This window comes from Brevibacillus halotolerans (assembly GCF_026891775.1).
GTDB classification, from domain to species: Bacteria; Bacillota; Bacilli; order Brevibacillales; family Brevibacillaceae; genus Brevibacillus_B; species Brevibacillus_B halotolerans.
Map to the genome: position 1 here is coordinate 214,983 of NZ_JAPTNK010000003.1, position 25,816 is coordinate 240,798.

24 protein-coding genes are annotated in these 25,816 nt (G+C 41.6%); 5 read left to right on the top strand and 19 right to left on the bottom strand.

The genetic code is table 11. The features are described 5' to 3' along the window. Nucleotides 1-9: 9 nt before the first annotated feature. The 3 genes from O0550_RS05905 to O0550_RS05915 all read right to left on the bottom strand — a co-directional run bounded on the left by O0550_RS05905 (nt 10) and on the right by O0550_RS05915 (nt 2,219). Entirely contained in the window at nt 10-1,008 is a 999-nt protein-coding gene (locus O0550_RS05905; RefSeq protein WP_276564934.1) for an ABC transporter substrate-binding protein, read from the bottom strand. 165 nt (nt 1,009-1,173) lie between these two features. Next, entirely contained in the window at nt 1,174-1,497 is a 324-nt protein-coding gene (locus O0550_RS05910; RefSeq protein ID WP_035318329.1) for a thioredoxin family protein, read from the bottom strand. Between the two features lie 488 nt (nt 1,498-1,985). Next, nucleotides 1,986-2,219, bottom strand: a complete 234-nt coding sequence (locus O0550_RS05915; protein WP_003340437.1) for a hypothetical protein — start codon at nt 2,217-2,219, stop codon at nt 1,986-1,988. Between the two features lie 154 nt (nt 2,220-2,373). Between O0550_RS05915 and O0550_RS05920 the strand changes: the two genes are divergently transcribed. Then, entirely contained in the window at nt 2,374-2,490 is a 117-nt protein-coding gene (locus tag O0550_RS05920; protein WP_099421450.1) for a YjcZ family sporulation protein, read from the top strand. A gap of 207 nt (nt 2,491-2,697) precedes the next feature. Here O0550_RS05920 and O0550_RS05925 read toward each other — a convergent pair whose 3' ends face one another. Then, the gene (locus O0550_RS05925) at nt 2,698-4,299 is read right to left on the bottom strand and encodes an acetate--CoA ligase (RefSeq protein ID WP_258425812.1); all 1,602 of its coding nucleotides are present in this window, start codon (nt 4,297-4,299) and stop codon (nt 2,698-2,700) included. 165 nt (nt 4,300-4,464) lie between these two features. Between O0550_RS05925 and O0550_RS05930 the strand changes: the two genes are divergently transcribed. Next, nucleotides 4,465-5,862, top strand: a complete 1,398-nt coding sequence (locus O0550_RS05930; protein WP_003340441.1) for an amino acid permease — start codon at nt 4,465-4,467, stop codon at nt 5,860-5,862. Nucleotides 5,863-5,988: 126 nt separating this feature from the next. On the opposite strand, the gene O0550_RS05935 is transcribed toward O0550_RS05930, so the two are convergent. The 7 genes from O0550_RS05935 to O0550_RS05965 all read right to left on the bottom strand — a co-directional run bounded on the left by O0550_RS05935 (nt 5,989) and on the right by O0550_RS05965 (nt 12,201). After that, nucleotides 5,989-6,324, bottom strand: a complete 336-nt coding sequence (locus tag O0550_RS05935; RefSeq protein ID WP_003340443.1) for a hypothetical protein — start codon at nt 6,322-6,324, stop codon at nt 5,989-5,991. 17 nt (nt 6,325-6,341) lie between these two features. Further along, nucleotides 6,342-7,472 (bottom strand): tRNA 2-thiouridine(34) synthase MnmA, encoded by a 1,131-nt coding sequence (gene mnmA, locus O0550_RS05940; protein ID WP_258425813.1) that lies wholly within the window; start codon nt 7,470-7,472, stop codon nt 6,342-6,344. A gap of 202 nt (nt 7,473-7,674) precedes the next feature. Then, on the bottom strand, nt 7,675-7,887 hold the full coding sequence (gene tlp / locus O0550_RS05945; protein ID WP_258425814.1) for a small acid-soluble spore protein Tlp: 213 nt from the start codon (nt 7,885-7,887) through the stop codon (nt 7,675-7,677). A 303-nt stretch (nt 7,888-8,190) separates the two neighbouring features. Then, nucleotides 8,191-9,378 carry a hypothetical protein gene (locus O0550_RS05950; protein ID WP_258425815.1) on the bottom strand — a complete coding sequence of 396 codons (1,188 nt, stop codon included), beginning with the start codon at nt 9,376-9,378 and terminating at the stop codon, nt 8,191-8,193. 360 nt (nt 9,379-9,738) lie between these two features. After that, complete coding sequence (locus O0550_RS05955; RefSeq protein ID WP_258425816.1) at nt 9,739-10,293, bottom strand: DNA-3-methyladenine glycosylase I; 555 nt, start codon at nt 10,291-10,293, stop codon at nt 9,739-9,741. Nucleotides 10,294-10,452: 159 nt separating this feature from the next. Further along, nucleotides 10,453-10,833: a RidA family protein gene (locus tag O0550_RS05960; RefSeq protein ID WP_022586805.1), complete on the bottom strand. Its 381-nt coding sequence runs from the start codon at nt 10,831-10,833 to the stop codon at nt 10,453-10,455. 33 nt (nt 10,834-10,866) lie between these two features. Beyond that, a complete protein-coding gene (locus O0550_RS05965; protein ID WP_258425817.1) occupies nt 10,867-12,201 on the bottom strand; it encodes a CoA-disulfide reductase in 1,335 nt (444 codons plus the stop codon). A gap of 199 nt (nt 12,202-12,400) precedes the next feature. Here O0550_RS05965 and O0550_RS05970 point away from each other — a divergent pair, with 199 nt between their 5' ends. After that, nucleotides 12,401-13,105 (top strand): YjjG family noncanonical pyrimidine nucleotidase, encoded by a 705-nt coding sequence (locus tag O0550_RS05970; protein WP_258425818.1) that lies wholly within the window; start codon nt 12,401-12,403, stop codon nt 13,103-13,105. Nucleotides 13,106-13,201: 96 nt separating this feature from the next. Here O0550_RS05970 and O0550_RS05975 read toward each other — a convergent pair whose 3' ends face one another. Together O0550_RS05975 and O0550_RS05980 are read right to left on the bottom strand one after the other, a co-directional pair. Continuing rightward, entirely contained in the window at nt 13,202-14,497 is a 1,296-nt protein-coding gene (locus tag O0550_RS05975) for an L-cysteine desulfidase family protein (RefSeq protein WP_258425819.1), read from the bottom strand. Between the two features lie 17 nt (nt 14,498-14,514). Beyond that, nucleotides 14,515-15,204: a helix-turn-helix transcriptional regulator gene (locus tag O0550_RS05980; RefSeq protein ID WP_003340459.1), complete on the bottom strand. Its 690-nt coding sequence runs from the start codon at nt 15,202-15,204 to the stop codon at nt 14,515-14,517. A 274-nt stretch (nt 15,205-15,478) separates the two neighbouring features. On the opposite strand from O0550_RS05980, the gene O0550_RS05985 reads away from it, so the two are divergent. Together O0550_RS05985 and O0550_RS05990 are read left to right on the top strand one after the other, a co-directional pair. After that, a complete protein-coding gene (locus tag O0550_RS05985; protein ID WP_258425820.1) occupies nt 15,479-16,504 on the top strand; it encodes an ABC transporter substrate-binding protein in 1,026 nt (341 codons plus the stop codon). A 131-nt stretch (nt 16,505-16,635) separates the two neighbouring features. Then, nucleotides 16,636-18,288 (top strand): AraC family transcriptional regulator, encoded by a 1,653-nt coding sequence (locus O0550_RS05990; protein ID WP_035318333.1) that lies wholly within the window; start codon nt 16,636-16,638, stop codon nt 18,286-18,288. Nucleotides 18,289-18,476: 188 nt separating this feature from the next. Here O0550_RS05990 and O0550_RS05995 read toward each other — a convergent pair whose 3' ends face one another. The 6 genes from O0550_RS05995 to adh all read right to left on the bottom strand — a co-directional run bounded on the left by O0550_RS05995 (nt 18,477) and on the right by adh (nt 25,710). Beyond that, on the bottom strand, nt 18,477-19,526 hold the full coding sequence (locus O0550_RS05995; RefSeq protein WP_258425821.1) for an NAD(P)/FAD-dependent oxidoreductase: 1,050 nt from the start codon (nt 19,524-19,526) through the stop codon (nt 18,477-18,479). An 82-nt stretch (nt 19,527-19,608) separates the two neighbouring features. Next, nucleotides 19,609-21,324: an ABC transporter ATP-binding protein gene (locus tag O0550_RS06000; protein WP_258425934.1), complete on the bottom strand. Its 1,716-nt coding sequence runs from the start codon at nt 21,322-21,324 to the stop codon at nt 19,609-19,611. A 57-nt stretch (nt 21,325-21,381) separates the two neighbouring features. Next, complete coding sequence (locus O0550_RS06005) at nt 21,382-22,416, bottom strand: FecCD family ABC transporter permease (protein ID WP_258425822.1); 1,035 nt, start codon at nt 22,414-22,416, stop codon at nt 21,382-21,384. A 3-nt stretch (nt 22,417-22,419) separates the two neighbouring features. Further along, nucleotides 22,420-23,475 carry a FecCD family ABC transporter permease gene (locus O0550_RS06010; protein WP_101669476.1) on the bottom strand — a complete coding sequence of 352 codons (1,056 nt, stop codon included), beginning with the start codon at nt 23,473-23,475 and terminating at the stop codon, nt 22,420-22,422. A gap of 324 nt (nt 23,476-23,799) precedes the next feature. Then, on the bottom strand, nt 23,800-24,141 hold the full coding sequence (locus O0550_RS06015; RefSeq protein WP_003336047.1) for a DUF779 domain-containing protein: 342 nt from the start codon (nt 24,139-24,141) through the stop codon (nt 23,800-23,802). Between the two features lie 48 nt (nt 24,142-24,189). Continuing rightward, nucleotides 24,190-25,710 (bottom strand): aldehyde dehydrogenase, encoded by a 1,521-nt coding sequence (adh, locus tag O0550_RS06020; protein ID WP_258425823.1) that lies wholly within the window; start codon nt 25,708-25,710, stop codon nt 24,190-24,192. Nucleotides 25,711-25,816: the final 106 nt, after the last annotated feature.

A 25,816-nucleotide genomic window follows, 5' to 3' on the forward strand; every position in this document is an offset into this window, starting at 1 on the left:
GTCAATTGCTTATTGATCAAAGGTTTGTACAGCTTTGTCTATGAGATCCTGCGGTAATGATATGCCCATTTTTTCGGCTGCCTTTTTATTAATGACCAGCTTCATTTCCTTTTGGGATTCCACTGGCATATCGCCCACCTTACCCTCTCCCTTAAGAATTTTAGTAGCCATATCTCCTGTTTGCGCACCGAGCAGGCTATAATCAATACCAAAAGTAGTAATTGCCCCACTCTTTACGGAATTCTCTTCTCCAGCGACCACAGGAATTTTTTGTGCTTCCGCAACACTCACAACTGCTGAGATAGAGGCTACTACCATATTATCTGTTGGCACATAAAAGGAATCCACCTTACCTACCATAGACTCTGCAGCTTGCTTTACCTCAGTTGGATTTGTGATAGCAGCTTCTATGATCGTTAGCCCTAACTTTTGAGCTGCCTCTTTCGCTTTATCTACCTGCACTTTTGAATTGACTTCCCCAGAGTTATAGATTACACCTACATTTTTTGCATCGGCTTTTACTTTTTTAATCAATGATAATTGCTCTTCTACGGGATTCATGTCTGTGGTGCCAGATACATTGCCACCTGGTTTATCCATTGATTGAACTAATCCAGCACTTACTGGATCGGTCACTGCGGTAAACAGAATAGGGATATCTGTGGTAGTTTGTGCTACTGCTTGTACAGCAGGGGTGCCAATAGCAAGAATGAGATCAACCTTGTCGCCAGTAAATTTTTTGGCTATTTGAATCGCCGTATCCATATTCCCCTGTGCGGATTGTAGATCATATACCACCGTTTTATTTTCTTCAAAACCATTTGCCTTCATTTTGGCTATAAATCCATCCCTCGCAGCATCTAAAGCTGGATGTTCGATTATTTGCACAATTCCGACTTTAATGACTTTAGATTCATTTGTTGCAGATTGAGCTCCAGAATTTGCTCCGTTTTGATTGCTAGCTGGAGCTGTGCCAGTCTGACTACAGGCAGTTGCAATCAAAAACATTAGGATTGAAAATGCGGCCAAAACGAACCTTGCCTTACTTAATTTACCTTTCACACAGAATCCCCCTTTACCTTCTACAAGTAACGATATACGTAACTATGTTACCATTAATCATTTATATTTTGAAGAGTTAGAAAATTATTTTATCGGGCTTTTACCCGATTCCTATTGAAATATAGAAAGTGATTGTAGCCAAGAATATAGATCTGGTACGGATTCAAAGGCATACTTTCGTGCCACTTCTCTATCACGCTGGTAAATAATGAGACATGGGACACTGGTAATTTTCCAGTCTTGTGCCAGCTTTTTATGAGTATTAATATTTACTCGGTAAAACACTACTGAAGGAAAGAGCTGTTCTAGCATCGTCACCATCTGACTAGCAATTTGACAGGTTCCACACAGCGGCGTATACAGATAGAATATCGAGTATTCTGTGTGTAATAAATCCACTTGAATTACCTTTTGGGCATCGATGATCTCTTTCACGTTACCTCTCTTCCCCTCCTTGGCAGAATAAATTCCTGCTACTTGCATTTCTAAGTATACGCTAATCCAGCCATAACGCTTTGCAAAGATACTGGGTTGTATGTAGGATTTGCTCTTCTATTTATAGGGTTGTTTATTAATACTGGATCATTTCAGCAGTAATAACAATAGTTGGATTTCTGACAATGATATTTTATGACGAATAGAAAAAATGATAATACCCGTTCTCGTTTGGATTAAACGGAGCAAGAATATTGTTAGCCTAAAAATCAATGTGGTCACAACGTGGTTATCTGCCTTACATTGTTGTCACAAATCTGCTCTACTGCACTTCGTTTTGGTCTTTTCAAATAATAAAAGTACACCACTCCATAAATAAGTGGTGTACTTTTATTATTTCACAACATGATAGACAAGTTTTTACATGTAATAGCCACATGTACTACCACATGTCCTAAATATTATAGAATAAGAGTGGTTTTTCACGTTTACGGCAAAGAAATCAAGTCCAATAGCTTCTTGTTACGAGCTTCACGTTCGCTTTCTTCTGCCAAGTCGTATTTTTTAAGCGCATGAAACAGTTCGTTCAAAGTCGATTGAGGTAGCTCCTTTTGTAAAAATACATGTATCTGCTCTGCCAATGCTTTCGGTAAATAAGTCTGTTGATCCGCCCATTTTTGTAGGACATCCGCCTGACTGTGATCTAGCTTGCATTCCCCCATATTCATTGCCTCCTTCTTATTTTCCTATCCTTACCTTAACCTGTTTTCGCCCAAGCTTCCATCTTTTTGGGCGCAAAAATTTTATTTCCTCAATAACCATCCACCCATTTTTGACATATTGATATAGGGCAGAGACAAAGGAGGGTGATATAACATGTCAAGTATCTTTGGTGGTAATGGTTGTGGCGATTTCTCTTGTATCCTAGTGTTGTTTATTCTTTTGGTGATTATCAGTTGCTGCTGCTTCGATAATTGCAATTCTCGCTGCTAAGCACTGAGACACCCGAACTGGAAATGGTTTACCTCGTATAGGAGCTTATATATCACGGCAGACTTATAACCATCACTAATCCTAGGTAGCTATGAACCTAGCCATTTCCTAGGTGAGTTAGATCACCATCTCAATATGTGATTTACAGCGAAGTAAAAAGACGCCACATTAATGGCGTCTTTTTACATATTTCCTGTATTAATTTGTTCACTCTGACGACCTTTCATTTTGACGTAGCTCTAGCCTTCTGATTTTACCGGAAGTAGTTTTGGGCAACTCGCTGACAAACTGAATTTTACGTGGATATTTATATGGGGCGGTCAAGCTTTTTACATGCTCCTGTAATTGTGTAATCAATTCATCAGACGCTTCCACTCCTTGTTTTAATACAATAAAGGCTTTTACAACCTGTCCGCGATCAGGATCTGGACTAGCTACGGCTGCACATTCTGCAACTGCTTCATGCTTTACTAACGCATCCTCTACCTCAAACGGTCCAATCGTATAGCCAGACGAAATAATGATGTCATCAGAACGCCCCTCAAACCAAATATAGCCATCCTCGTCCTGTCGACCTTGATCCCCCGTTACATACCAGTCACCCCGAAACGCTCGCTGTGTCCGTATGGAATCATTCAAATACCCTTTAGATAAAGCAATCATTTTGCGATCGACTGCAATATCTCCCACTTTTCCTGCTTCCAATTCATTGCCTTCCTCGTCAATAATCGCGATTCGCACCGCTGGAGAAGGCCGTCCCATCGAGCCTGGACGCGGTTCCATACCAATAAATGTACCTACCAGCAAAGTATTTTCCGTTTGCCCGTATCCGTCTCGTACAGTCAGGTTGAAGGTCCTGCGAAACGTATCAATGACTTCACGATTTAAAGGCTCACCGGCTGAACAAGCAGAGCGCAAAGCGTTCATTTTATAATTTGCCAAATCAGGCATTTTCGCTATCAGCCTGTATTCCGTTGGAGTGGCACACATAACGGAAATGGGATATTTTTGTAACAGGGATAAATAGGTATCAGGTCTAAATTTCCCTTTATAGATAAAAGCGGTTGCACCCTTGCCTAATGTAGATACAAAAGGACTCCATATCCATTTTGCCCATCCAGGGCTTGCTGTGGCCCATACCAGATCATTTTCTTGAACGTCAAGCCAATAGGTAGCTGCGATAGCTAAATGAGCGAACGGCCAACCGTGAACATGCATAACACCTTTAGGCCCACCAGTCGTACCTGATGTGTAAGATAGGAAGGCAAGCTCATCCGATCCTGTCGCTACGCTTTCAGCTTCTTCTGCTACACCGACTAGGATATCAGTTAGCTCCTGCCATCCCTTCCTATGCTCCCCAACTGAAATAAAATAAGTTAGTGATTCACATTCCTCTCGAATATCATCAATTTCAGATAGTAGTTCCTTTGTAGCAATAATGGCTTTCGCCTTTGCATGGTTAGCACGATACGCAATATCCTTCCCCCTTAGCATTTCAGAGCCGGGTATCACGACAGCACCCATTTTTATCAGTGCTAAATAAATCCCATATGCTTCTATCCCCCGCGGCACTAATACAAGCACTTTATCATAGCAAGCAATTCCACAGCTTAGGAAAGCATTCATAAGCTTATTCATATAAATGCGTAATTGCTCGTAGGTAAGGATTTCTTCCTTTTCATCTTCTGAGACAATCACAAGTGCAGCTTTCTCTGGATGAAGAAGAGCATATCTCTCTACTTCAGATGCAAAGTTATACAGTGGCGGAATCTCAACCATTCCATGTTCTTGCAGCTTATCTGTTGACATGATAAATCCCTCCCTTAGATGTAACTGTTATTTAATAAGGAATTCTATTTATTTTCTGAAAATTCCTTTTTCTGAGACAAATATGTAAATATCCTGTTTGATTGCATAAATATTAATCATCTGCTATGATTTGTTCGTGTTTTTTGCAACATGGAGGGAACATCAATGACAACAAAAAAATGGGGAGCTTGGATGCTAACCGCCATTGTGGTAGGTAACATGGTAGGCTCAGGAATCTTTATGCTACCAGGTGCCTTAGCAAGAATAGCTAGCCCCTTGGCAGTCACCTTAGCATGGTTGCTTACCGGGTTTGGAGTCTTATTAATTGGGCTCGTCTTTGGTAATTTAGCAATTCGCCGACCTGATCTGACTGCAGGTCCACAGAGTTATGCCTCTGCCTTATTTCGAAATCAAAGACGGGGGAAAGTATTCGGTTTTACAATTGCTTGGGGTTATTGGGTGGCGAATTGGTCAGGAAATGTAGCGATTATCACAACATTTGCCGGATATCTTTCTACCTTTTTTCCTATCATGAAACAAACTAGTGTTTTATTTCAAATTGGCTCTTTTCCGGTTGAGACTGGGAAACTCATCACCTTTTTAGTCTGTACGATTTACCTATGGGGGACGCATTTCATTTTATGCCGTAACACTCTGGTAGCCGGTAGACTTAACTTCATGGCAACAGCCACAAAAGTGGTCGGATTTGTCTTTTTCATGGTTGCTGCTCTTTCTATTTTTCAATGGTCCATGATGGGGTCGTTTTATTATCCAATGCCAGAAGCCGGTTCTACAGTAGAGCATGGATTGCTTGAACAAGTCAATCTAGCGGCTATTTCAACGCTATGGGCATTTGTAGGAATCGAGTCTGCCTCCATTTTATCATCACGTGCTCGCTCCCAGCGAGATGTAAAAATAGCTACGATTCTTGGATTAGTAATTGTTGTCTGTATCTATGTTTTAATTACATTACTGACCATGGGTGTGCTCCCTGTCGAAGCACTGCGTCATTCAGATAAACCGCTAGCAGATGCACTCGTTGCTATTATGGGACCTGCCGGGGGCATTGTCTTAGCACTTCTAGCGATTTTTTCCCTAGTTGGGACAACGATTGGCTGGATTTTAGTTGGTTCGGAGGTATCCTATCAAGCGGCACAAGCAGGGATGTTTCCTAAAATCTTTGAAAAAACGAATCAGCATGGAAGCCCGGCTCAAGCCTTATTGATTACTAATTTGTGCACACAGCTCTTTGTTTTTTCCACCATTTCCAATACGATCGCAGGAGCCTTTACCTTTGTCATCACGGTAGCAACTCTTGCTTATCTGATCCCGTATATCGTATCTGCCCTCTTTCAATTGAAGCTGGTTTATACGGGAGAAACCTATCGTACTGGTGAAGCACGAGCTAGGTTATTGGATGGTTGCATTGGAATTTTAGCAACGCTCTATTCAATGTGGGTGATAAAAACAGGTATTGCGGATTTAGAAACCCTTTTACTGGGAATAGGACTTTTCTTTAGTGCTATTTTGATCTACCCTTTTGCTTTTAAGAAAGCGGTTTGATATAGTCCAGAACAATAGCTCAAGACTTCATCGTTATATAGAAAAAAGCAGGAAGGAGTTTGTGCTCCTTACCTGCTTTTTCTGATTATCCTCTTATGTTTAGCCACCCTTCGAATAGAAGTTGCCCTATTCCTTCTCCTCTGGATAAATCCACTCTTCTGGTTCACGAATAATAGACAGCTCATTAAAGGCTCGATAATAGGCAACATAGCTTTTATTGGCTTTTTGATATTCTACCTGATAAATCGTGTTACCCTTATTACTTTTGTCAAACGGGCTTTTTTCCAGCGGTATGACAGTGGCAGAAGTAAGCTGCCCGCCACGCTGGGCTATCGTCTGCTGGATTGTATCTATATTCGCGTCTTTTGCTTGTCTAAATCCGAGGAATGCCGCAATAACTGCTAGTACGCTTACAACCAAAAATCCGATGATCAGCAGTTTTGATTTCTTTGTACTGTCCATCCGGTTCCTCCTTGCGACTAAGCTTGTGCGTTTGCTTTTGCCGCTTCCTTCGCATCTATATATACCTTATCAATGGTACCGCCGCCCAAACATTCTTCTCCTTGATAAAAGACAACTGCCTGCCCAGGAGTTACTGCTTTTTGCGGTTCTGCAAATTCGACCTTGTAGATATCTTTTTCTATCCGCCGAACCGTAACCTGCTGATCCGGTTGACGATAACGGAATTTAGCCATGCAGGTAAATACTTCTTCTTTTGGTTCATCACTTACCCACTTCACTTGTTCAGCGATCAGGTACGATGAGTAAAGCCAAGGATGGTTTGAGCCTTGTCCAACAATGAGAACATTTCTCTCTAAATCCTTGTCAACAACAAACCAAGGTAGTCCTTCTCCTGCTCCTCCTCCAATGCCAAGGCCTTGTCGTTGTCCTAATGTGTAATACATTAAGCCATCATGGTTACCGATAACCTCGCCATCTGTAGTTTCAATTTTACCTGGTCTTGCAGGCAGATAATTTTGGAGGAACTCACGGAAATTACGTTCACCAATAAAGCAGATGCCTGTGCTGTCTTTTTTCTTAGCTGTAGCAAGTCCTGCTCGATCAGCAATTTCACGCACTTGTTTTTTAGGTAAATGACCAATCGGAAACAAGGTTTTAGCTAATTGATTCTGACCCAATTGATTCAAAAAGTAAGTTTGATCTTTATTTTCGTCAACGCCTCTTAGCAATTTATATTCACCATCACGTAGTTCCACACGCGCATAGTGACCCGTTGCTACATAGTCAACGCCCAAGTCCATGACCTTATTCAAGAATTCACCGAACTTAATTTCTCGGTTACACATTACATCTGGATTAGGTGTTCGTCCACTTTTATATTCATCTAAAAAATAAGAGAATACCTTCTCCATATATTCCTTCTCAAAATTAACTGTATAGTAAGGTATACCGATTTGGTCACATACACGGCGCACATCATGATAATCCTCTTCTGCTGTGCAATGACCAAATTCGTCCGTATCGTCCCAGTTCTTCATGAAGATGCCGATTACGTCGTAGCCTTGTTCTTTGAGAAGCAAAGCGGTCACGGAAGAGTCAACCCCACCGGACATCCCGACAACGACACGTGTATCTTCAGGTTTTTTCATGTTAAATCTCCTCTCTGCACCAACAAACTTCCTATTTCCATCATAACTGATATTCACAAAAAGAACGATTGAAAATAAGTTTATTATACTAAAAATAAAAAGGAAAGGGAAATGATATACAACTAAACGGAATTCTATATAAAAAGACCGCAGTACGCTTGGCACTAACGGTCACTCGATTACACAAAAGGGATATGTCTTCTTATTGCAGCTCGTCATCAATCTCGGAACTGAAAGCATCCATACTGTTTTCACGACGAGCATTTTTATTTTGTAGATCGGAACGCTCTTTCTTGGAGATTTCGTCTCCATGTGCTTTCAGGTAATCCTTTGTCTGACTAATATTTTGCTGTGTGTTTTCAATCATTTGTTTTAGCTTTGCAACATTGTCGGAACGATCGTCTGGTTTCGCCATAGATGTTCTCTCCTCCTAAATAAATTGCTAGAATATCATATATTTTTTTCCAAAAAGGAGATTTTATGCATATTAACAGGAAATAACTTTCTATCTTCATACCTGTTTTTAGGCTTAAAACGCCCGAATATTCGAATTTCAGACGCCCTACTTTGTTCTGTTATCACCCTCGTAGCCATATTGCCATCGGTTTTTACATCTTCGACTTCTTGTGGTTCAATCTATCACAAGCTTCTCCATTTCATCAAAAGGAGTCTGAAACCTCCGAAATGGCTTAGATCCAGATAATCTTAGCTTAGTTAACTAAACAGATTCGTTGGCTGCCTGCACCCAAGCCAAGCGCCTTTCATTTACTAGGCTATAATTATAATAATATAAACAATTTGCTCCCTCTTCTACCGCAGCCTTTACTTTCTCTATCAAAGCTCCCTTTGTTTTCGTTCGTTGATGGTGCAGAGAAAGCGCAACACCAATCTCCTGTTTGGCATCATGTAATTGTAGATTTTGAACTCCGTATCGCAGGGAGTCAGTCTGGTCACCATACATTAAAGGAACAAAGCGATCGACATGGGGGGCAAGATTACGTAACGACACTCCTTCTAAAAATGACTGGTTTACAGAGAACGGTGTCGAGGATGGAATGTAATCTATTTTTACCTGATAACGTCCTGCGATTTCATGCAAGCTAGCAATCAGGTCTGTAGTGATTTGTTCTCGGGATTGTTGATAGGCATACAATTCAGGATATGAGAGCATCAAATAAGCAATTTGGCTACCTTCTTCAGGGAGCGGTCCGTAATCTTTGGATAACATCGGTTGTAGCAAGCGTTTGGACAATTCTTGTACAGCATCTCCATCAATGCCTCTCTCCGTCGCAATTCGTTTACATGCCGGACAGAAGCAAAGCGAAAGTAACCATTGAGCCGCTTCACCTACATGCAACAAATTTATCTCATGATGGCCGCCATGCTTCATCATCATAAAAGAGGCTGCTTCTACCGTAATCCGATCTGGTTGAACCTGAATTAACGTATCCTCAAATAAAGCCTCTATATACTCCTTTACGTCTGGCTGAGCTGGACATAAGCTGTATGTAAATCTATCCCTCCATACATTTTGTACACATAATTCAGGAAATTGGGTACCTATTGCAGAATTATGCACCCCTACCCACCAGGTATGAAAGTGCATATTTTGCTTCCGACAGGCTTCCCTCATCCGTGGAAACAACTCCTCCTTCGCTAACGAGCGATGTACGACTGGCTGGACTCGACCATAGCGTGTCGGATCGGGCCTAAAAAATACCCCTGCGTGCGGCACTTGTAGAAACTGCTCTGTTTGGGATTGAAAAAACCGTCCCTGATGGTAGCTACTATTTAGTACCACCGTATCGCATCCTATTCTTTGCATATCAGATAAGATACGCTCTGTGCCGATTTCATAAACCGTCCATGCATACATAAACATCCCTTTTTGGATTGAAGTAGCCAACCTGCCTCCCCCATTTCGCTGATGTTCTTACTCTTGATCTTGAAAGTCTTTATACAGATTCATGCTGTCTGTAGTAGATTAAATGCCTTTTAGGAGCATATTTCAACCGAATCAAATGAGTGGCTAGTTTTTCCGCACTCTCACTCACTAGAAACAATGCCGTACTCCATTACACCTACTCCCGCCAGCTCTTCTCTATTCAACATATGCAAGTCCCCCTCTCTTCTTTCATTATAAAAGAGAACCTCTTATCAGAGTACGATTTGATCGAATTTTCACTAAATAGTTGCATCTGTTACTAGATGGATATGTGATTATCCATCCTAACAGGAAGTACGGCTTTCATTATTCTCTGGCCACTTACTTACGATAGCAATGACAGTCTACAACGTGATCATTTACCATTCCAACAGCCTGCATAAAGGCATAACAGATGGTAGAACCTACAAACTTAAACCCTCGCTTCTTCAGATCCTTACTTAGCCTGTCACTAATTTCTATAGTTACCGGAACGTCTTGTAGACTAGAAGGATGGTTTTGGATAGGATTTCCGTCTACAAATGACCATATGTATGCGCTAAACGATCCAAATTCATTTACAACATCAAAATAAGCCTTGGCATTGGTAATGACAGCCTGTATTTTAAGCTTATTTCTTACAATCCCTTCATTATTCATTAGTTCTGCTATTTTCTTGTCATCGTAGGCAATAATTTTTGATGGCTCGAATTGTTCAAAGGCTAGACGATAATTCTCTCTCTTTTTTAAAATGGTATACCAGCTAAGTCCCGCCTGAGCCCCTTCCAAATTTAAATATTCAAAGAGTAACCGATCATCATAGACTGGGACGCCCCATTCTTTGTCATGATAATCAATATACAAGGGGTCTTGATTTACCCAACCGCATCTATTCATCTGCTTTTCCTCCTTAATTATCACTCACCGAACAAATGTTCCTTTTCTGTAAACCTATCATATCGAATGTTAAACCTGTAAGCAAGATGTAATGCTAAAAAAGCACCCTTGCTCAAGATCTGCAAAGATGCTTTTCCTAATTAATCTACTACACTATCCTTACTCAACGACTGCAATCGCTTCAATCTCAACTAGTGCGCCTTTAGGCAAGGCAGCAACTTGTACGCAGCTACGTGCAGGAGCGTCTTGTTGGAAATATGTATGATAAGCCTCATTCACTTTAGCAAAGTCGTTCAAATCCTGAACAAATACAGTCGTTTTTACTACCTTCTCTAAGCTTGTCCCCGCTTCTTCTAAGATAGCCTGCAAATTTTTCATCGCTTGATGGGTCTGCTCTTCCACTGTTTCAAATAAGTCTGCCGTACCTGGCTTAAACCCTAATTGACCTGAAGTATACACCATGCCATTTACTTTAATTGCTTGTGAGTATGGTCCAATCGCTTGAGGTGCTTTTTCGGTATGAATAACTTGTCTGTTCATAATTGATCCTCCCCTAGATTTTCTTCTCTTTGCTTATTCTGCTACGTTCCCCGCTATATTAAGTACATCCCATGTTCGTGAAAACGGTGGAGAGTAACATAGATCAAGCATTCCTAACTCTTCTGTTGTCAGCTTGTTGTAAATAGCGGCTGCAAGCACATCAACTCGCAGGACAGCTCCTTGTTTCCCAACGATTTGTCCACCAAGAATGACCTTTGTCTCTGCATCATAAATCAGTTTAACATGAATGTCTACCTGACCAGGATAATAATTGGTCTGATTTTTGTCACGAATCAATATTGTGTTATAGGAGAGCCCTAGCTCCTTTGCTTCCTTTTCTGAAAGTCCTGTACGCCCCGCTTCCAAATCTAGTACCTTTATGCAGGCAGAGCCTAATGTTCCGGGAAAATAACTATTGAGACCCACTAGATTTTCGCCTACAATTCGCCCTAGTTTATTAGCTGTGGTAGCTAACGGAATGTAGACTTCTTGTTTTTTGACCAAATGATAGACCGTTGCACAATCCCCAGCAGCATAAACATCTGGAAGAGAAGTCTCTCCATGCCCATTAATGACAAGCGCGCCATTTTCCAGCATCCTAATCCCTGTATCTGTAAGAAACCCCGTGTTCGGACGCACACCAGTGGCTATCACGACAAGATCAGCCGGATATTGACCTTGATCCGTTATAACCCCCTCTACTTCTATTTCTCCGACAAACCCCTGCACACGTTCTTTTGTATGTAAAAGTACACCTTTACGAAGAATTTCATCAGTCATGATATCGGTGATTTCTTCATCAAATGTTTCAGGAAGAACTCGGCTATCTGCTTGAAATAACCTCACCTCTTTCCCTACATGCAGCATAGCTTCCACGACTTCCATTCCAATATAGCCCCCGCCGATGACCACTACTTGCTTGTTTTCAGGCTTCATGACCTTTTCTTTTAGAGCTACACCATCCTGCATACTTTTTAGCGTGAAAATGTTCACAAGGTCTTTGTTATCAAACGGTGGTATAACCGCAGACGCTCCTGTAGCAATCATAATCTTGTCATATTGATCATCAAACTCCAGGCCCGTTTTTAAAGACTTCACTCGGATGGTTTTGGACTGTGGATGTAGTGCCATCACCTGATGCTTCGTATGCACTATAATTCCCGAATCGGCAAATTGCTCCTTCGTACGGGCAATCATTTGATTGGGATTCTCAAAAAAATTTCCTACAAAATAGGGTAAACCACATGCGCCAAACGATACCTCTTCGGTCATTTCATAGACTACAATCTCTGCATCTGCATGGATTCGCTTTGCTTTCGCTGCTGCACTCATACCCGCTGCAACTCCACCAATAATGATAATTTTCATCCGCGGCTCTCCTTTTGTGTGTAATAGGTTCTTTATCTAGGCTCAAAGGGATTCTAACAGCTAGCATTGCCACCTAAGGTTGAGTGCATCCATGTATTTCTTTGTTCTACCCCTATATCTGGTAAGATGATTTTTTAAATACTGAAATAAAAAGTGCTATACTAAAAAAATACTGAATAAGAAAACGAGGGGAAATTTTTTGAAAAATTATCAAACCCTGTTATTTGATGTAGATGATACACTCCTAGACTTTGGTGCAGCAGAACACTCAGCCCTACAATTACTTTTTAAGGATCAAAACCTTCTTTTAACGCCTGAGATCGAAGCGCATTATCAGCACATAAATCAGGCTCTATGGAGAGCCTTTGAGGAAGGAAAAATAGGTCGAGATGAGGTCATAAACACACGCTTTTCCATTCTATTCAAGGAATATGATCAAGAGGTGGATGGAGTCTTATTGGAGCAGAGCTATCGCAGCTACTTAGAAGAGGGGCACCAGCTTATGAATGGGGCCTTGGAATTAATAACAAAGCTTCACAAGCATTATGACTTATATATTGTGACAAATGGTGTTTCCAAGACTCAGTATAGACGCTTACGTGATAGCGGATTATATCCACTATTTAAGGGTATTTATGTTTCGGAGGACACTGGGTTTCAGAAGCCTATGAAAGAATATTTTGATTATGTTTTTGCCCAAATCCCTAATTTCTCTGTTGAAAAAGGCTTACTGATCGGGGATTCTTTAAACGCGGATATAAAAGGCGGTCAGCTAGCCGGGCTTAACACATGCTGGTTCAATCCTGGCATAAAGCCAAATCATACGGAATTTGTGCCAACTTATCAAATCCAAAAGCTTGAAGAACTATATCAAATCGTTAGAATCAACTCGGCCATCCTCTAACTTTGATTCAAAACGAAATCTCTATACAATAAAAAACCTATCATGTAATCCATATCTTGTCACATTAACCACCTTAGATTACATGATAGGGCCTATTTATTTCTTTTGCTTCTTAACCATCATCTCTAGCATCAGCTCATCCATTTTACCTGAGCCTTCATTGCCTAGACGGCAGAAGTTGTCGATCGTTTTTTCTAAGCCATCATCAATAATTCCATTTGTTCCAGGTACCCCGATCCCCTGTGACGCTAACAAGGCAGATTGTACGGCTGCACCTGTACAAGTAGACACTTTCATTGCACAGCCTGCTTTAGCCCCATCACACAGCATACCTGTTACATTCCCAATCGTATTTTGAATGGCAAAAGAAATTTGATTAAGATTACCACCGAGTAGATACGTAATCGCCGCAGCCGCGCTAGCTCCCGCAACCGTTACTCCGCATAATGCAGATAATCTGCCGAATTTTGATTTAATCCAAATAGCTAATAAATGGCTAAAGGTAACGGCTCGAATCATCTGTTCATCGGATGATCCCAATTTATCTGCAACCGCAACCACTGGCATCGTTACGGAAATTCCCTGATTCCCACTGCCTGAATTCGACATTACAGGTAACATAATCCCAGCCATCCTTGCATCTGAACCTGCGGCTGTTACTGACATGGCATGCGTAATTAAGTCATCGGACAATAATCCCTTGGCAACATTATCCTTGAGGATTTTACCAACCTGTAATCCGTAGTTGTTTTTTAGTCCCTCCATGCAGATTGCTCGATTTAGCTCAATGCTTTGCTTGACCAGAGTCAACTCATCAAGAGACACTTCCATAACAAATTGATGGATACTATCTAGCGTGAGGGTATCACATATGTCTTTTTCTTGCTCGCCCTGCTCATGATAGTAGTCGCATTCCTTTTCAAATATAGTAGCTCCATTTACTTCAATCCGTCTGATTTCTGTATGCATATCTTCGATGATTACTTTGGCATAATCAGAGGACGAGTGGACAGTGACTTCAATATATAACTTTTTGGGCGTGTCTGCTAACTGAATCGTGACATTGCCAACTTTAACGAATTCAAGTGCCTGTTGTTCAAATTCGGGTCCTACATTCTTCAACACTTCTAGCTTTCGTTCATGATCGCCTGCCAAAGCACCCAATGCAGCCACAAAATCAATCCCGGTTTGTTTCATGCCAGGTATTCCAACTGCCATAGCATTTTTCATCACATTCGCACTAATTGTTACATCAATAGAGGTAATGGCGGCTTCCAGATAACTTTTGGCAACAGAGGCTGCCCAAGCAATAGCTACAGGCTCCGTACATCCAAGAGCAACAACCAATTCTTTTTCTAATAGCTGTACAATCTTTTTGCTCATATCTCTCATAGCCGTCTTCCTTTTCGTTAAAGTACATCCTTCTCTTCTTCCTTGATTTTTTGCAAGTACCGGTAAATAGTTGGTTCTGAGGATTTTAATTGCTTGGAAATCGCATGTACCCCGCCTTTTAACTGAAAAGCACCTTGATGGTACAATTTTTTCACAATCTCCATTTTCTCCTGTACCGTCATCCGCTCCGGTGGTGTTGGTAGATCCATCATCGTATGGTGGATCATACTAGCAAGTACATCCTCTGCCTGACCATGCAGATGCTCCGGCAGGTGTTCTGCATCTCTGCGTCCTGTATGCTCTACCTCTTGCGGTTGCTCTCCGATGTGTAAAAAGCTATCGATCCACTCTTTTGCTTTTTCAAAATGTTCCACATCCGAATTAACACACAGCACACCGATTAGCTCATTGGCTTGATTCTTAATAAAATAGCTCCATGAGCGAAAAACCTTCCCATTTTTACCGTATGCCTTATAGTTTGCAATAAATTCCTTTTTTAAATAGGTCTTATCCTGTAGTACCTGTAGCACCAGATTCGTCGGTGCGTCTCCTACTTTTCTTCCACTAATATGCCCATTCTCAATCGCGATAATAGAGGTTTCCTGCTGAGACAAGTCATGTAAAACTACCTCTGAATGCTTGCCAAGAATGGAGGCGATAAAGGAGACAAGTGGAACATACATCTGTAGAACTGCTGTATTCTGCATGCTGTATTTCTCCGTTTTCCATCATTGTTAGCGTTAAAAAAGATAATAAGATTTTATCATCACAATAATATTTTTTCTACATATTTTGATCCTCAAAACTGTTTGAACATGCTGTAAATACACTTCCCCTTCTCACTTTTGCACAAAATAAAATACGCATCTTAGGTTTATCCATTGAGTTACTATAAATCATCCTTTATGATTCTTTTAGTATATGATAATGATAATCATTACTTTCGAAATAATATGTACATATGCTGGAGGAACGTATATCATGATCCAAGTCCGAAAAAATATCGTAAATTTGTGTATGATTGCGATGATTGGAGCTGTTGCAGCGGGGTGTGGCGGCCCTTCGGAAGTGCAAAAAAGCAGTACAGAGCAACATTCGACGCAAATCAATCAAACAAATACACCACCTACCTCTTCTGATGTTACGAAGCAGGATACGAGAGGCACAACTGTTTCTACTCGAAAATTTACAGATTATAAGGGGCATTCTGTGGATATTCCTGTTGAACCACAACGCGTTATTTATCATGGAGAAACATTGAGTGATTTATTGGCCCTACAGATAAATGCTGTTGGTACATCCTCCAAATTCTTTTCAAACACCGTTTATGAAGATAAAGTCAAACAACATACTGTAGATGTTGGATTTCCGATCAATCTTGAAAAAGCGTTGGGTCTTGAACCAGACTTAATTATTCTTGCGAGTACAGACGAGCAGGAATACGCACAGCTTTCTAAAATCGCGCCTACAGTTATGTTCGATACCTTCGCACCGTTAGACGAGCGTATCACTTTATTAGGCAGTATCGTTGGGAAAGAGCAGCAAGCAAAAGAATGGCTGGCTGATTACCATGCCAAAGCTGATAAAATGTGGGATGAGCTGCACAAAAATGGGTTAGGAAATGACGAGACTGCTTCTGTGTTCACCTATTATCCCGGCAATCGGTTATTTGTTATGGCAAGTACAGGGCTTTCACAAGTGCTATACCAGCCAAATGGCTTTAAACCAACCGCACCAATTCAAGAAATTTTAAACAATAATACTGGATTTAAAGAAATTTCTATGGAGCTTCTGCCGAAATATGCCGGTAATCGGATTTTTATCCTCACTCCTATCGCTGATGAAGCAAAAAGATCTACAGAGGATTTACTACAATCAGCAATGTGGAAGGAGCTACCTGCCGTAAAACAGGGGCATGTCTATTCCCTTGACATCGTGAAATCAGGTAGTGACGCTTTAACAAGAGAATGGCTGGTAGAAAAATTACCTAAGCTACTAAAAAAATAAAGTGGTCCTCCTTAAAAGTATTTGAATAAAATACATGAAGAAGCTTTTCAAAGATGATTGAAAAGCTTCTTTTCTTTTTATACAATGAAACACAACTGATAATAATTATCACCAAAGAGGAGGAGAACAGAATGACTCAGCTTACATCTACTTGTGTTCCACTCCGTTCCTTGCTTTTTCATCTGTCAGCTATTGAGATGATTAGTAAGCCAGTAGGATGGAAGTCCGAAATGGAAACCTCTCATTATCATACCCTTTTCATTTTTAGTAAGGGAAAGGGCACCATACATATCGGCACGGACGTCTTTCAATTATTGCCTGAAAAATGCTATTCCCTTCCCCCAGGGAGTAAGGTTCAGATTGAAAATGGATACGATAGTGAAATTCAATTCTATCAGATTACGTTTACCGTAATTCAAATAGGTGAATCCCAGCATACCACTTATTCTGGCAACATTCTGCCTGACAAACAGGAAATAGCGGTATACCCATTCTCACGTTTACATCGTCTCGCCGAAGCGTTATATGCGGGAAACGGCCATTCTTCCGAGCTTGAATGGTTTAAACAGCATCTTTATTTTCAGGATTTGCTAGGCTTTCTGTTTGAACATACGCTTCATTATAATCAGTCGTTTCATTCCACTCTCTCGGTAGAAAACACGATTCATTATATGAAACAAAACTATATGAACAACATTACTGTTAAACAGCTTGCCCAGCTAGCTCATGTAGCTCCTTGGAAATACACAACGATCTTTCAGGAATTAACAGGGAAGAAACCACTAGACTTTTTAACCGAACTACGCATTAACCATTCGAAGGAATTATTAACTCATACCAACAGTCCCCTGCGCGATATTGCTTCCCAAGTCGGGTTCTCAGATGAGTATTATTTCAACCGTCGCTTTCGCCAAATGACGGGGATTGCTCCGAAGCAGTATGCTCTGATGATGCGGCGTGGGAAGGCTATTAAGGACTGGACAGGTCATGAGGTTAACATTCCCACGCATCCAAAACGCATCATTTATCATGGCGAAACATATGGGGATTTGCTAGCTTTAGGCGTGAAGGCTGTCGGTGGAGGTTATGTTTTAGTGGATCACCCCATCTATAAAGATCGGGGAATTGAGGTACAGGATATCGGCTTGCCTATTAATCCTGAAAAAACGATGGCTCTCAAGCCGGATTTGATTATTTTCGCTAATGCTGACGAAAATGAATATAAAAAAATTTCGCGGATTGCCCCTACGGTTACCTTTAATTCATTTGCACCACTTGCTGAACGTATTCAAACTCTCGGCAAAATATTAGATAAGAAGAAAGAGGCACAAAAATGGTTAGACTGGTATGATACAAAAGCTACTAGTATGTGGCAGCAGCTACGTTCAAAAATAACCCCCGGAGAAACCGCCTCCGTCTTTCTCTATGAACATGGCAAGCATTTGTATGTCATGGGGACTACAGGTCTTTCATCAGCACTTTATCATCCGCTAGGCTTTCAACCAGTACCCAAAATACAAGAAATCCTGGATTCAGGTTCAGGTTTTATGGAAATCTCGGAGGAAGACTTGCCACAATATGCTGGTGATCGGATTTTCATGCTTTTATCCACTAATTCAGAGTCTAGACAAGCTACAGCTGCATTAATGGACACCTCTTTATGGAAAAGGCTCCCGGCGGTTCGCAATGGATACGTATATTTGGCAGAAGCAGAGAGATGGAATTATGCAGATGCGATGACAAGAGAGTGGTTGCTTGAAACTCTCCCCCAGCTCATTGTGTAGTTAGCTCTAGTTTTTTAGCCGTATCATAAATCATACGAATTGACCTGATTGCTTAGCAGTACTTTTTTGTCGATACATCAAAAAGCAGATAGACACTCCCTATTGGTGTCTATCTGCTTTCTGTTTACAAGATGATTCAAATGTTTTCCCGTGTAACTATCCTCCAAGCATTGCTGAAAATTCAATTATCATACGTTGCGATAATTATCATCATCCAGTCCCAGTTGCTTGTTCTTTTCTTTAAAGCGAATATTGTGCGAAGAAACGTATGCCACTTTTGGTGCCTCTGGGTCTATATACAGCTTCGCACTGTTCAAAGCAAGTGCTCCATCCGTAAATGCCCCAGCAATTAGCCGAACTTTACTATCATAATTGATGAAATCACCAGCCGCAAAAATACCAGGTATATTGGTTTCCAGCTTTCCATTCACAACCGCCAGCTCATCCTTCATTTCTAGTCCCCATTCGACTAGCGGTCCATAATCACATTTGAGTCCATGATTAACGATCACAGCATCCACCTCGATACGCTCGGTCTCTTCTGTTTCCATATGAGTAATCGTTACCTGCTCTATGCTCTCTCCATTACTATGAAGCTGTGTAACTGCATAAGGTGTCCGGATATCGACAGAAGATTCTCTCATAATGGAAACGTTTTTTTCATGTCCTCCAAATTGATCACGTCTGTGGACAATCGTTACTTTTTCAGCAATTGGTTCTAATTCGTTCGCCCAGTCTACGGCAGAGTTACCGCCACCCGAAATAAGCACTCGCTTGCCTCGGAACACCTCTAATTCTTGAACGGTATAATGTAGGTTTGTGACCTCGTAACGGTCGGCTCCCTCAATCTCTAGCTTTTGCATGGTCAATATACCGTACCCAATTGCTAGAATAATGGTGCGCGTATGGTGCTTCTCACCAGTTGCAGCGGTAAGAATAAACGTTCCGTCTTCTTGGCGAGAAAGCCCCGTAATTTGTTGGCCTAGTACGATTGTTGGGTCGAATGTTCTAGCCTGCTGTTCCAATTGTCCGATTAATTTTTCACATAAAATCGGGGTCATACCACCAACATCCCAGATCATTTTCTCTGGATAAATGAGCATCCGCCCCCCAAGCTCCGGCTTTGCCTCGATCAATTTTGTTTTTAGATCACGCATACCACTGTAAAAAGCGGTATACATCCCAGCCGGGCCTCCTCCAATAATCGTTACATCATATAGCTCTAACTGTTCAGTCATATCCCTATCTCCAACCTTCTAGTCATTTTCATCCCACACATAAATCGGGTAGCAAACAGATATTGAAGAAATAATAGAATCTTTACGTTCCAAACTGTGCTTCATGCAGTCTACTGTATATGCCTCCCACCGATAGTAGCTGTTGGTGACTTCCCTGTTCGATAATTCCCTGATCCGCTACTACTACGATTCGATCAGCATTTTTAATCGTTGCTAAACGATGAGCAATCACTAGCGTAGTTCTTCCTTCTGACAGCTCGGTCAACGCCTGCTGAATAGCAACCTCCGTCTCCGTATCCAATGCAGAGGTGGCTTCGTCAAGAATTAGAATTGGTGGATTTTTTATAAAAATGCGGGCTATGGAGAGCCTTTGCTTCTGTCCTCCTGAAAGCTTAACACCCCTCTCTCCAATGGCCGTATCCAATCCATCTGGTTGAGCCAGAATAAATTCATCAAGCCTTGCTCTTTTAACTGCCTCCCATATCTCATCCTCTGTGGCATGCAGCTTTCCGTATAGGATATTTTCACGAATGGTCCCCGAAAATAGGAATACGTCCTGCTGTACAATCCCAATTTGTCTGCGTAAGGATTCTTGCTTAAGATCGCGAATGTCCACGTTGTCAATCACAATTCTTCCAGCTTGTACTTCATAAAAGCGCGGGAGTAAGCTGCACAGGGTTGTTTTCCCCGCCCCAGATGGCCCCACAAAGGCCACTGTCTCTCCCTTGTTAATGATTAACTGAACGTTATTTAGTACCTTTGTTTGATTCTCATACCCAAACGAAACATTTTCAAAACGGATTGCCTCTCTAAATGCACCCATTTCAACTGCATGCGGTGCATCCATGATGTCGGGTTCCGTATCTAGCAATTCAACGTACCGTTTGAATCCGGCAAATCCTTGCGGGTAACTCTCAATGATCGAGTTAATTTTCTCAATTGGTCGGAAAAAGACATTGGTTAAGAGCAAAAAGCCGATAAATTCACCGTACGTAAGTTCATTATTAATGACGTACCATGTGCCGCATACCATCACAAAAACTGTTATAAATCGCATCATCATATAACTAATCGATCCATTTTTGGCAATAAGCTTATAGGAGACTAGCTTCGTTACACGAAATCTACTATTATTTACGGCAAACTTCTTTCTCTCATGCTCCTCATTTGAAAAAGCTTTCACAACACGAATGCCACCAACATTGTCCTCTACTCGCGCATTAAAATCTCCAATATCAGTAAACAATTGGTGAATGGCTTCAGTCATTTTTTTGTTAAAGTAAACAACAAACCAAATAATGATCGGAATGACCACAAAGGTAAACACAGCCAGTTTCCAATGGATCAGTAACATTAACGTAAAGGAACCTATCAAGGTCATCAGCGCTATGAACAAATCTTCTGGTCCATGATGGGCCATCTCGCCAATTTGATTCATGTCATTGGTTAATCTCGACATCAGATGGCCTGTTTTGTTGTTATCAAAAAAACGAAATGACAGCTTCTGTATATGATCGAATAGTTTCTTACGCATATCGGTCTCAATGTTGATACCCAGCGTATGCCCCCAATAGTTCACAATATAGAGTAAAAAAGTATTCAAGGCATAAATGCCTAGCAAGCCAAGCGATGCCCATAAAATAATATCCCATTTCCCGCCTGGCAACAGATCGTCAACAAAATAATTAACTGCAAGTGGGAAACAAAGCTCTAATAAACCTGCAAAGACCGCGCATCCAAAGTCCAGCATAAACAATTTCTTATAAGGAACATAATAGGCAAAGAAACGTTTTATCATATTTTTCAATAGAGCCCCCTTCTTTGTCTTCATCACCAAAGTATGTAGATCGTCATGCTATGCTTTCGATCGCGCCAACAGATAGAGAAAATAAGGTGCTCCAATAACAGCTACCACAATTCCAGTCGGTATTTCTGATGGCTGTAGCATCCATCTTCCAATCGTATCTGCCGTGATGACAAGCAATGCTCCAGCTAGAGCTGCCGTGGGAATCAATATCTGATGTCGTGGACCAACCAATCTCCGTGCCAGATGCGGACCAATTAGCCCTACAAAGCCAATTCCCCCACTTACTGCGACACAAGAACCAGCAAGTCCGACTGCCGCAGCTATCAACGCTAGCTGTTCCCTTGACACAGATACGCCAAGTCCGACAGCAGCTTGCTCACCAAGGGTTAGCACGTTCATGACTCGTGCCTTATAGTACACGTATGGTAGTAATAGTAAAATCCACGGGAGTAAAGACAACACAAACTTCCAGTCAGTTCCCCATATACTCCCTGCTAACCATGTTGCTACAAACTGATATTTCTCCGGGCTGATTTTTAGTGTCAAAACGATCATGGCAGCACTTATCCCTGCAGCAACCGCAATCCCACTAAGTAACAGTCTCGTGGTTGAAAGCCCCTCATATCGCTTGTAGGCAAGTGAGTAGATAAGCGCCGCAGTCAAGCCTGCACCAATAAAAGCTAGAACAGGTAATAAAAAGATCGGCGCAGCTGCTGTTGTTGGGTAAAAAGAAATAAATAGCATTACCATTAAACCAGCACCCGCATTTATACCGAGAATACCAGGATCAGCTAATGCATTACGCGAGATTCCCTGCATCACACAGCCTGACACAGATAAGCCCGCCCCAATCAAGAGCGAAATCACGATACGTGGAAGGCGAAATTCAAACAGAATTAGATTCTGCTTATCTGTACCTGCTCCAAACAGCGTCTGTAGTAGCTCCAGTGGAGACAATCGGATAAATCCTGTATTCATACTGAAAATAAAGGCAATGACAATCAAAATGCTTAAGATAGCGATCGCCGTGAACCCATGTTTTGATTTAAGCCGTTCTGTTTTCGTAGCTGTTACACTTTGCATAGCTTACAGCTCCCTCCTTTCCTTACGTGCCAGATAGAGAAAGAACGGAACACCTATCAGGGCGATTAAGGCACCAAGCGGGGTCTCAAAGGGAGGGTTAATCATTCTAGCAGCTAAATCAGCGAATACCACTAGTAAACTTCCAAGTATAGCTGAGCATGGAATGATGTAGCGATAATCGACACCCACTATATAACGGGTTACATGAGGGATAATAAGCCCAACAAAACCTACCGCGCCGACGATCGACACCGCAGCACCTGCTAGAATCAATACAAGAAGAGTCCCCATCAGCTTTACCAAGAGAGTTTTCTGACCAAGTCCTCTTGCAACATCCTCACCTAGACTAAGCATGGTAATGGAACGCGATAAAGCAATCGCACCTATAATAGAAACAGCAATCCAAGGAAACATAATCTGAAGCTGTACCCACTTCGTCCCTGCCACGCCCCCAGCATACCAAAATGCTAAGTCCTGACCGATGCGAAAATATAGGGCAATCCCTTCGCTAAGTGCCGATAATAAGGCACTTAATGCTGCACCTGCTAACACAAGACGAACTGGTGTTAATCCCCCTTTAGCCAGCGAGCCAATCCCGTATACCATTCCGGCTCCTAAGCCTGCACCAAGAAACGACCACATGATCAAATACATAAATGGCAGACCTGGAAAGAAGGCAAAACAAAGTGCCAGAGCAAAACCAGCTCCAGCATTAATCCCCAACAAGCCAGAATCTGCTAATGGATTACGGGTCATTCCTTGCATAATTGCTCCTGCAACAGCGAAACAAGCCCCCACCATAGCTCCTCCAAGTACCCGTGGCAAGCGAAGCTCCTGGATGATCTGATGCTGGGTCATTTCTGGATTAAAAGCAAAAATAGATTCCCAGACAACGAAAAAATGAATATCGGCTGCCCCAAAGGAAACGGATAAAATAATTGCTAATACAAGCAAGCTCAAACCACCGATTATGATCAATGTAACTGCCCAAGGACGAGATCTCACATTGATGTGATCGAGCTCTGTAACTGCTTTACTTACATTGGCCTTTTGACTCATTCGTGCCACCTTTTCATCAATGTAATATGTAAATGGGTACTGATATGTACAAATGCATGACCAAATGGCTTCTTCCACGTGACCATGGGAAGAAACTCCTCCTGATCTTACAATTTAATGAAAGTGATTCTCATTTTCACTTTTATGATTATAGTCCACTAGCTTCCATAATGACAATGGACAAACTGAAGGATTTTTTTGTACAAAAAGAATCATCTGATATCTCATTCCAACAAAAAAAGACTCGATCGTTCATACGATCAAGCCTTTTACTATCTAAATCCTACTTACTAATCATTAGCATTTCTCTTTGTATAACAAATCCTATTCTTCTGTAAACAATCTAGAGCGTGTTAAAAATCTAACACCCTCTGGTCCCTCCAACGAAAACATTCCTCCGCGTCCAGGAACCACATCAATAATCAGTTGGGTGTGCTTCCAATATTCATACTGGGCTTCACTCATATAAAAAGGCGTATTTCCAATCTCTCCAAGCAGTACATCATGATCGCCGATTAATAGTTCCCCCACAGGATAACACATCGGAGAACTACCATCGCAACAGCCCCCAGATTGATGAAACAAGAGGGGACCATATTTGGCTGTAAGCTTTTCGATTAAAGCAAGCGCAGCTTCTGTTGCCAACACCTTTGGCTGCATTCCCATGATATCCCCTCATCTCATGTTGTTTGGCTATTCTTTTACCATGCTTGTTTAAAAGAACCCGAGTGCTTGGTCACTGTAGCTTACTAGGATATTTTTAGTTTGCTGATAATGTGCCAGCATCATTTTATGATTTTCGCGTCCGATTCCAGATACTTTATACCCGCCAAAGGCCGCATGTGCTGGATAGGCATGATAGCAATTCGTCCACACGCGTCCCACTTCAATAGAACGTCCAAAACGGTATGCTTGGTTGATATCCCGTGTCCATACACCTGCCCCTAGTCCATATAAAGTGTCATTTGCAATCGACAATGCTTCCTCAGGATCGGAGAATGTCGTCACGCTCACTACCGGGCCAAAAATCTCTTCTTGGAAGATTCTCATTCGATTGTGTCCTTTAAACACAGTCGGCTTAACATAATATCCTTCTTTCAACTCTCCTCCCAGCATATTTCGTTCTCCACCGATTAGACACTCTGCCCCTTCAGCTTTTCCTATTTCTAAATAGGACAGAATTTTTTCTACTTGCTCAAAGGAGGCCTGAGCACCAATCATCGTTTCTGTGTCCAATGGATTTCCTTGTTTGATAGAAGCTACCCGTGCAAGTGCTTTCTCCATAAATTGATCATAGATAGATTCCTGAATAAGCGCACGGGATGGGCATGTGCAAACCTCTCCTTGATTGAGCGCAAACAAGACAAATCCTTCAATTGCCTTGTTTAAAAACGCATCATCCTTTGCGCATACGTCTGCAAAGAATATATTTGGCGATTTACCACCTAACTCCAATGTCACAGGAATGATATTTTGTGAAGCATATTGCATGATCAGTCTTCCTGTAGTCGTTTCACCTGTAAACGCAACCTTAGCAATACGATTACTAGAGGCGAGCGGTTTACCTGCTTCTAACCCAAAACCATTGACCACATTAACTACCCCTGGAGGTAATAAATCACCGATTAATTCCATGAGCACTAGGATTGAGGCCGGTGTTTGCTCGGCTGGCTTGAGCACCACGCAATTACCTGCTGCGAGTGCCGGTGCTAGCTTCCATATAGCCATTAACAACGGGAAGTTCCAAGGTATAATTTGCCCAACTACACCAAGTGGCTCATGAAAATGATAGGCAACAGTGTCATGGTCAATTTGACTGATTGAGCTTTCCTGCGAGCGTAAACAACCTGCAAAATAACGGAAATGATCAACTCCAAGTGGAATATCTGCTGCTAGCGTTTCTCTCACAGGTTTTCCATTTTCCCATGTTTCAGCTACCGCAAGCATCTCTAGGTTAGCCTCTATTCGATCAGCTATCTTATTTAAAATGTTTGCGCGTTCTGCTGGAGAAGTACGGCCCCACGCTTCCTTCGCCGCATGAGCTGCATCAAGTGCAAGCTCAATATCTTCAGCACTCGATCTGGCTATTTCACAAAAGACTTTACCTGTAATGGGAGTAACATTTTCAAAATATTCTCCATGAGTAGGCGCTACCCATTTACCACCTATATAATTATCGTATCTACTTTTAAACGCTACCTTGGCTCCTGATTGATTCGGATTTGCATAAATCATGGGAAAACCTCCTTCATATCCTACAAATAGGGGTGATAGTTTTACCTTATGCTCAATATCTATAAATATTATCGTAATTTTCGAAACTTTGTAAACAAAAATAGAG